This window comes from Bacillus cereus group sp. N12 (assembly GCF_016483575.1).
GTDB classification, from domain to species: Bacteria; Bacillota; Bacilli; order Bacillales; family Bacillaceae_G; genus Bacillus_A; species Bacillus_A toyonensis.
Genome location: NZ_JAEHBO010000135.1, coordinates 1 through 7,986 on the forward strand (window position 1 = coordinate 1; position 7,986 = coordinate 7,986).

Genomic DNA, 7,986 nt, shown 5'->3' on the forward strand with positions numbered 1-7,986 from the left:
GAGGAGGCATTGCTCCAGAAATACTTCCAACCTCTGTATTATAAATTGTTCTTCTTTTACTCCACATTGTATATGGGACTACATAAAAAAATAAGCCTAAAAATCCTAAGAATGCTGCTAGAAGAGTTGTTAGTGCAAGAGAAAACAATCCCAAGATGGCCATTAAAGTTCCTAGCCATAATACAGTTTTCGGTTTTATTTCTCCTGTCACAGTGGGTCTATTTTTTGTTCTCTCCATAATAGAATCAATATCACGATCATACAAGTTATTAAAAGCTCCTGCTGCACCCATCACTAAAATAGAGCCAATCAAAGTAAATATAATTTCAGGAAGTTTCCCAAGCAAGCTAATCTGATATGTATATAATGCCAATGTCAATCCAGCAAACATTGGAATCAGGTTTGATTTAATAATCCCGGTTTTAACTGTTTGCGCTAAAATTTTTGCCGGAGTCTGTTTTGGTATTTTAGGGGTCTCTATTTTTTGCATTATTTCTCGTCTCTCCTTTTACTAGATTATCTACAATTCTCATACTCTAATCTAAAATGACATTATTACTGATTAATTAATACATAGATCCCTTCCGTAATTTATATACCATATAGATTTTATATACTATATGGTATATTAGTTCTATAAAGTATAATTGTCAAGATACGGAGGAGGAGAAATGATCAGACGAAGATTAACTCAAGAGGAAAGAAAAAAGGAAACACGGCAATTACTTCTAGAATCAGCTGTTGAGGTTTTTGCTCAATTAGGCTTTCACGGAGCTTCTGTTGATAAAATTGCAGAGTATGCCGGTTTTAGTAAGGGAGCTGTTTATGCTCATTTTAATTCCAAAGAAGAACTCTTTCTAGCCATCTTGGAAAAACAAATGCATTTACACGTGCATAACATCCATCAAATAATAGACCAACAGCATTCATTATCACAATTCATCGGAATTTTGGATCAACATTCCCATTCAAGTAGACAAAAAAATCGAACATGGAGCATGCTTAACATGGAGTTTCTCCTTTATGCGATGCGTGAAGAATCGGTGCGCCATAAATGGTCGAATATGATAACAGAATCGGTAGAACAAATTTCCAAAGCGATTGAGAAATTAATGTCAAAAGAGAATGAGAATGAATCTGCTCTATCTGCTGATGAAATGGCATGGACTATTCTTTCCTTAGAAAATGGTATGTCCTTATGTTATTATATTAACGAAGAACATATGCCCTTAAATTTATTTGGAAAAGCATTACAAAATATGCTCCTGCCTCCTAGACAAGAGAATTAGAAAATTCTCTTGTCTAAACAGATTTTAAATAAACAATGCTAAAAATAGAGTACAATTGTGGTCATCAAATATCGAATAAGATAAATGACTTTAGTATACAAGTGATGTGTAACCTTTTTAAAACTATTAAGTATAAGTTATCTAATAAAAGAAAAAATCATCTTAATATATAAACTATACAATTATTATTAGAGAGTAGATTTATTATGCTTCTTATCATTAATCTATCAAGTTCTTTAATTTGATATAAGGAGAGTACAGATCGCTCGTGTCTAATATGTACTTTTCTATACTTCGTAAGGATATTTATACTTTAGATCTTGATAATACACAATATCAACGTTTTGTCGGTAGTACATATGCTATTCAAGTTAATATTTTAAAAATTCCTAAAACATCGCCTTATCTCTAAATAGCTATTTAAGAGCCTTCAGCTCATTTTTCTCGTTTTGGAGGTATTTTTTATTTCTTAGCTTTATAGCGATGTGGTGCTACCCCATATAGCAAAAATACGTTTTCCTTACCTATAATTCTACAGAAAGAATAATGTAATTTATTCATTTTGAGGACCACAAAATGAGTATAGGATATCAGAAAAAACTTGTTAAGGTTAGTAATTCCATACTATTTCATTTCATACAAAAGGAATTTGCTCATTATTGACGAAAGTGTATGTTAACTTGATGAGTTCATTCATATACCGTTTTACAAAAAAACACGAGAACAATCTTATCCTACGATACATAATTATGATCCGTTTTAAAAATTAGTAAAATTAAGGAGCAGCATTGTATGGGGAAAAAAGTACTGTTTTTTGGGGATTTCGGAATTGACGATACGATAGCTATCATATACGCGCATTTGACAGATAAAATTGATGTTATAGGAATTGTTGCAGACTATGGGAACGTACCTAAAGCTGAAGTTGTTAGAAATGTTCGCTTTTTACTTAAAAGTGTAGGAAAAGAATATGTAAAAGTTTTTGGTGGGGCGGAGCATTCCATGTCTTCAGAAGCTGAAACTTTTTATCCAGAAGTTCACGGTAAATTTGGGATAGGGCCCATTTATCCAGGACTAGAGATTCAGACATTTGAGAATTTTTTTGAGGTTCTCACACTTATTAAGCAGCATAAAAATGAACTTATTATCGTGAATACCGGACGGCTAACTTCACTTGCAACTTTATTTCTCCTTTATGGTGATGTGATGGAATATGTACATTCTTATTATATTATGGGAGGAGCTTTTCTATATCCAGGAAATGTTACTCCCATTGCTGAAGCTAACTTTTATGGCGATCCTGGATCAGCCAATATTGTAATGAGATACGCAAAGAATCTATCAATTTATCCTTTGAATGTTACACAATCGGCTATTGTAACACCGGAAATGGTCAATTATATCCACTCTAAAGGGAAAACTAAATTTTTAAAGCCTCTTTTAGACTATTACTATTATCAATTTTATCAAAAAAAAGTCCCTGGAATACAAGGTAGCCCGGTTCATGATGCACTTACTTTAATTGCGATTAATCGTGATGATATTTTTACGTACCATCAATCAGCAGTGACAGTTAATGTACTTGATACTGTAAGAGGACAAAGTATAGGAGATTTTAGATCTACCTTTGAACCAGAAACATTCGGTAATCGTCCAAAACATAGGATTGCAGTACAGATGAATTATGAACAGTTTTTTAAGGAGTTTATGACTGTAATGACTGGCGACCTATTTTAGTTAAAAACATTATATATATATGGAGATGTTTTGTTATCAAGATAAGATTTTAAAGTACCCTCTAAATGGAAATTTTATATTTTTATAGATCTGAAATTTATTTTAATCGTTTTGGGGGTGACTTATTTTCTTAGGTTGATGGTAACGGGGTATCGTCTATTATAAAAAAGCAAACTTAATTAAGTTTGCTTTTTTAAATACTCTTCTAAATCTAATTAGTTTTCATAAAATATCTTCTGCTTCCTGTGGAAGGAATATGTTTTTATTTCTTCTGTATCTAAATTTCATGAAATAAATGAATAGCTATAATTTGTCTACAATCATAGGTATGGTAATAATATGTACCGGATTCCATACACATTGCACTTGTATAGATGGTATTATCTAATATACCTTCGTCCGTTATCACTCCACCTTTTGGAACCTCGCAAGTTGATAAGATGTGAAATATGGCCGATACCCCCTCTTCTTCGTTATCTATAACTTGAATATTTTGTTTCCCCAATGCTGCCCGTACAAACCTTGATGGCGGGGTGAAATCCCCAGGTAGTCCCATCGAACCCGATCCTTGTCCAAAAGCACTTAACGGCAAAATACAAATCCATCTATATGATAAAGAATTATTATCTATTGTTTTATGAGGGACTAAAGAAGGGCATCCATGAATTAATAAAAATTTTATTGCGTTTGTTTTACCAGTTAGAAAAAAACGGACGAAAATCTCACCGGTATGAAAAGAAAACAGTCTTTGATATCTTAGGTGTTGTGTATGATTGTACGTTGTCACAAGGTTTCCAAGTTGCATAATATATAAAAAAACACCTATTTAATAGGTTTATTTGTTATGCACACCTTTAGTGTAGTCGTAAAAATTTGAAAAAACACATTCACATATACCCTCTTGTCCCCCTTAGCTTGATAGGCATGTGGTGCTACCTCATCGCTATCAATCTAAGAAAATACAACTCTCCCAGAACGCGATTTTGTCCTAACTTGTAATAAAAAAGCTCTTTTTTCGTTTTGGGGTGGATTTGTTTTCTTAAGTTGATGGGCATGTGTCGTACCCTATAAAGGGAAAAAGAATTAATTGTCAAATATTTAACTATAAAATACTAAATTTAGGAGGAGCTTATGAAAAGGAACTTATTGAAAAAAGCATTTTCCGCGTTATTATTGACCACAGTTTTAACATTCTCATTTTCTACTGCTGCATTTGGAGAATCCGGAACTACCCAATCACTTAAAATGAACAATGTTCTTGAAAGGGTTGTGTCGGTTGAAACAAAGGGTGAATTTGATCGTAAAGAGACCCGAAATATGGTTAATCGTCTCTGGAGCATCCCAACTAATATATTGATTACCATGCATAAACAGGGAGTTCAAGTTAAACTGATTAATTTCCCTCTTACTGATTTGCCGGAGTATGAATATTTAAGGGGAACCGTTCCTAGGGGATGGGAACATACTCCATATACGTGGGATGATGTGCCAGGTGCAGGTGGGCAGACGGTTGTTGCTCGAATCGGTTACAGCTATAAAAAGATGCATAGTTCTGTAAGCCTTGAGCTGCATGAAACAGCCCATTCCATTGATTGTTATGTATTTGACAATATTAGTTATTCAAATAAGTTTACTGAAATTCACGCTTTGGAGCATGATGATTTTAATGACAATCCATATTTCGATTACAAGGAAGAATATTTCGCCGAAGCCTTTGCCTATTTTTATGCTGGTCCAGACACGAAGGCTGAGTTAGAAGAAAAAGCTCCATTAACTTATAAATTTATTAATGAGTTGCAGCGGAATATCCCACCGGAAAAGCATTCAAATAAGTAGGATTATAGAATTTTTCCATAATCATGGGATTCCCAAGTTATAGAAACGGAATTCAAAAAGGGGTACGGCAAGAATTCCTTCTTTTTTGAGCTACTTAAAGAAAAGCCTTTTTATCCATTTAACGCTTGCTAGGTGTCAATATTGGTACGAAAAAAGCTGTGATCACGGATTTTCACTTGATAAAATAATTTATTTATGCCATTATCTATTATAATTTTAAGGTATATAATAGGATTCTCCTGGCCAGGGGAATCCTATTTTTTTGTTCTAAAAGGGGACACGCTCCATCGCTATCAAGCTAAGAAATACAAATACCCCCAAAATGTAAAAAATGGGCTCAATTCTTATGGACACCTATGAAAAGATGAAATTTTCACTTTGGGGGCACTTCAAAATGTTAGCTTGATGAGCATGTGGTGTTACCCCTAAAATGATAAATAATTAAAGTTAATTTCACCATTGATAATATTTTTGTTATGATCAATGTATAATAAAATTATAACTCATGTAATAGATTAAGCGGTAAACTTAACCAACGACCGCTTAGGTAATGAGTTATACCCCTTGGAAAAGGTACCTTGCAGCAGGGGTACCTTTTCTTTTGTTTTTATTTATAAAATATTTTAAATAGAAGCTATGTAGTTAAAAAGTATACTAATTATATTGTAATTGAAGTGAAGTAAATATCCCATATGGATATTTTTAAATACTAGAAAGAAAATCATTTGAGCAATAGCTGGTATACCGATGATAGCTAAACATTGCATCCGGTTATAATTATATATAGAAAGGTGGAGTAGTCCAAATGAGCTTCCAGACAATATTAAAGAGGTTGTAATTGAAGTAATGGGACTTATTATGAAGGTTCGTGTAATCTTGTGCCAAAAGAATAACAGCGATACAAAATAAGATTAGTATTAGGAGCTGCAGATACGTTTTAGTTTGCAATAAGCTATCTAAATATGTATTGGCAGCTCCTAACAAGTTTAAGGACCGTTTACACTCTTTAAAAAATGCGTTCATAACCCCCCTCCTTTTGTATAATAGTAAATACTTTTAATTAATACTCTAACATGCGATTCTTCCCTATTTTTATTACATGTAAACTCATAGCTGTCCGCTCTATAAAATTTCATGCACCGTAATTATTAATTATATATAAAATATAGTTAACACGCGGATTTCTATTCCAAAAGAAAGAAGCACCCATCAGGATGCTCCATTTCTAATGATTTAAACACAATTTGCTTAGGGTCGCGATATCAATCAAAGCTGGTAAAAATTCTATGTATCGATTTTTTCTTTGCCCTTGCAAATAAACCACCATATCAAAGCTACAAGTAGTATAAGGAGAAGTAGTTTTAAGCATCAGGTAATACAAATTCCATTTGCTTACTCTGTGTTTTAAACCCAAGTTTTTCGTAGAATCGTATAGCCTTCTTGTTAAATTCTAAAACATTTAATTCTACGCTTGTTGCTTGTATTTCTTTAGCATACTCAAATGCTTTTTGTACTAATATTTTTCCGATTCCAGTTCCTTTACATATTTCGCTTACACCAATATTGCGGATAAAGAGTACTTTTCGCTCAACTAACTTTGGATTTTCGGATGGTTCTTTAATATCTAAGATTATGTAAGCAAGAATCTCTTTATTATTGTCCTCTACTACAAATATCTCTATGGTTGTATCCATAAGCCATTCTTCGTATGCATTGTGATCCAAAGAAGCTGAAGTATCAGAATAAATATCTGGTCTTCCCTCTATGTGTAACTGTTGAACTTGCTTGTTTATATTTGATATATCCCAAAAATCTTCTGCAGTAGCTATTCTTACAGTAAAAGGCAAAATTTCATTAGACATAAGTACGTCCCTCCTAATGCTTTACTTAAAATATACTTTTTTCAGTGGGTTTAACATAACGCATCATTATCGATAGCAAGGATAAGGAAGTCCCCTACTCTCACAAGGGAACCACCTTGTTCTCACCAAAACTTCCACCATGGCTTCTTCTCTTTCACAGCAGCAACCTCATCCCGAAATTCCTGCAAAGAAAAAAGCCCCATTTAGAGCCTCTTATTCTATATTAAGATTATTAGTCACATCACAAATATTTCCTGTTATTTAATTAAATAGGAATTCGCTTATCCATTCAGGGTCTTTTCTATCCTCTTTGTTATAATCAAGAAGACACTCTTTCATTATTTTTGTATCTCTCGGTAACCTTTTTTCTAACTTTGACCATCCGTCAAAAATCATTTTGTTTGGCAAAAGAAACACAAATCCTGTAATACAATCCCAAAAGGCATCCCAATTTCCCCCGTAAAAATCAGGAAACTCGAGCTTCTCTTTAAGAAGTAAATGCAATTCTTTTGCATTATAAATGTTGCTTACATCTATGACCATAATTGATTCATGTTCATTACTCAATTTATACACCCCATTAACATATTAGGCTTATATTTTATCATTATTTTACAAGATATCACTTATTCCTAGTCGTTTGTATACTTCACTAGCAGAATATACAATCTCGTCCGCCATAATGTCACGACACCTCCTAGTGACAGTATTCCATGATGTTTAGAAAATTCCTGCATATAAAAAAAGCCCGATCAGGGCTTTTTGCAAGACGACTGTCATGTAATTGTTAATTGAAGAAGGATGTAATTAGATTGATGCGTCTTTCTTGGATGTCTCTTTTGTGAAATCATACAAAGCGATTGCACCTAAAAGAACAAGTATACCTTGAGGAACATCTATTAAAATAGTTTTCCAAATTTCTGGCATTACCCATTTAATATCTGCTGCCGATTCAAGATAAGCTTGAAAATAACCGATTGTAAAACTAATTATACTTAAAAATACAAATAACGTTAGGCACATTCGAATTAATTTCTTATTTGTAAACATATAACACCTCGCAAAATTCATTGAATATTCCTGCTCATTATATACAAAAATTCCTATATTTAATTTTAACATACAAAAAATCCAAATAAAAACAATATGCATATTTGTATACTGTATTAACAGTATTCCATGATGGTTAAGGAATTCCTATAAAGAAAATAGCCCTGATATATATCTGTCTCTTATACACATCTGACGCTGCCGACGAAGCT

General features: G+C 33.0%; 7 protein-coding genes and 2 pseudogenes. 4 read left to right on the forward strand and 5 right to left on the reverse strand.

Translation table 11 applies throughout. The annotated features are described in order from the left end of the window. Positions 1–490, reverse strand: a 490-nt coding sequence (locus tag JDS92_RS28835; protein ID WP_199632962.1) for a UbiA family prenyltransferase, incomplete at its 3' end; no start/stop codon positions are given. 181 nt (positions 491–671) lie between these two features. Here JDS92_RS28835 and JDS92_RS28840 point away from each other — a divergent pair. After that, the gene (locus JDS92_RS28840; protein WP_199632963.1) at positions 672–1,289 is read left to right on the forward strand and encodes a TetR/AcrR family transcriptional regulator; all 618 of its coding nucleotides are present in this window, start codon (positions 672–674) and stop codon (positions 1,287–1,289) included. A gap of 792 nt (positions 1,290–2,081) precedes the next feature. Continuing rightward, entirely contained in the window at positions 2,082–3,026 is a 945-nt protein-coding gene (locus JDS92_RS28845) for a nucleoside hydrolase (RefSeq protein ID WP_199632964.1), read from the forward strand. 215 nt (positions 3,027–3,241) lie between these two features. On the opposite strand, the pseudogene JDS92_RS28850 reads toward JDS92_RS28845, so the two are convergent. Then, positions 3,242–3,618: pseudogene (locus JDS92_RS28850) on the reverse strand (linear amide C-N hydrolase); the annotation flags it as partial. On the opposite strand from JDS92_RS28850, the pseudogene JDS92_RS28855 reads away from it, so the two are divergent. Together JDS92_RS28855 and JDS92_RS28860 are read left to right on the forward strand one after the other, a co-directional pair. Continuing rightward, a pseudogene (locus JDS92_RS28855) lies at positions 3,600–3,833 on the forward strand (IS4 family transposase); the annotation flags it as partial. The pseudogenes JDS92_RS28850 and JDS92_RS28855 sit on opposite strands and share 19 nt — an antisense overlap. A gap of 324 nt (positions 3,834–4,157) precedes the next feature. Continuing rightward, positions 4,158–4,862 (forward strand): anthrax toxin lethal factor-related metalloendopeptidase, encoded by a 705-nt coding sequence (locus JDS92_RS28860; RefSeq protein ID WP_199632965.1) that lies wholly within the window; start codon positions 4,158–4,160, stop codon positions 4,860–4,862. 1,361 nt (positions 4,863–6,223) lie between these two features. Here the strand turns inward: JDS92_RS28860 and JDS92_RS28865 are convergent. The 3 genes from JDS92_RS28865 to JDS92_RS28875 form a co-directional block, all read right to left on the reverse strand. Continuing rightward, the gene (locus tag JDS92_RS28865; RefSeq protein WP_199632966.1) at positions 6,224–6,724 is read right to left on the reverse strand and encodes a GNAT family N-acetyltransferase; all 501 of its coding nucleotides are present in this window, start codon (positions 6,722–6,724) and stop codon (positions 6,224–6,226) included. A gap of 261 nt (positions 6,725–6,985) precedes the next feature. Beyond that, the gene (locus JDS92_RS28870; protein WP_199632967.1) at positions 6,986–7,291 is read right to left on the reverse strand and encodes a barstar family protein; all 306 of its coding nucleotides are present in this window, start codon (positions 7,289–7,291) and stop codon (positions 6,986–6,988) included. Positions 7,292–7,531: 240 nt separating this feature from the next. Further along, a complete protein-coding gene (locus JDS92_RS28875; RefSeq protein WP_199632968.1) occupies positions 7,532–7,795 on the reverse strand; it encodes a DUF3937 family protein in 264 nt (87 codons plus the stop codon). Positions 7,796–7,986: the final 191 nt, after the last annotated feature.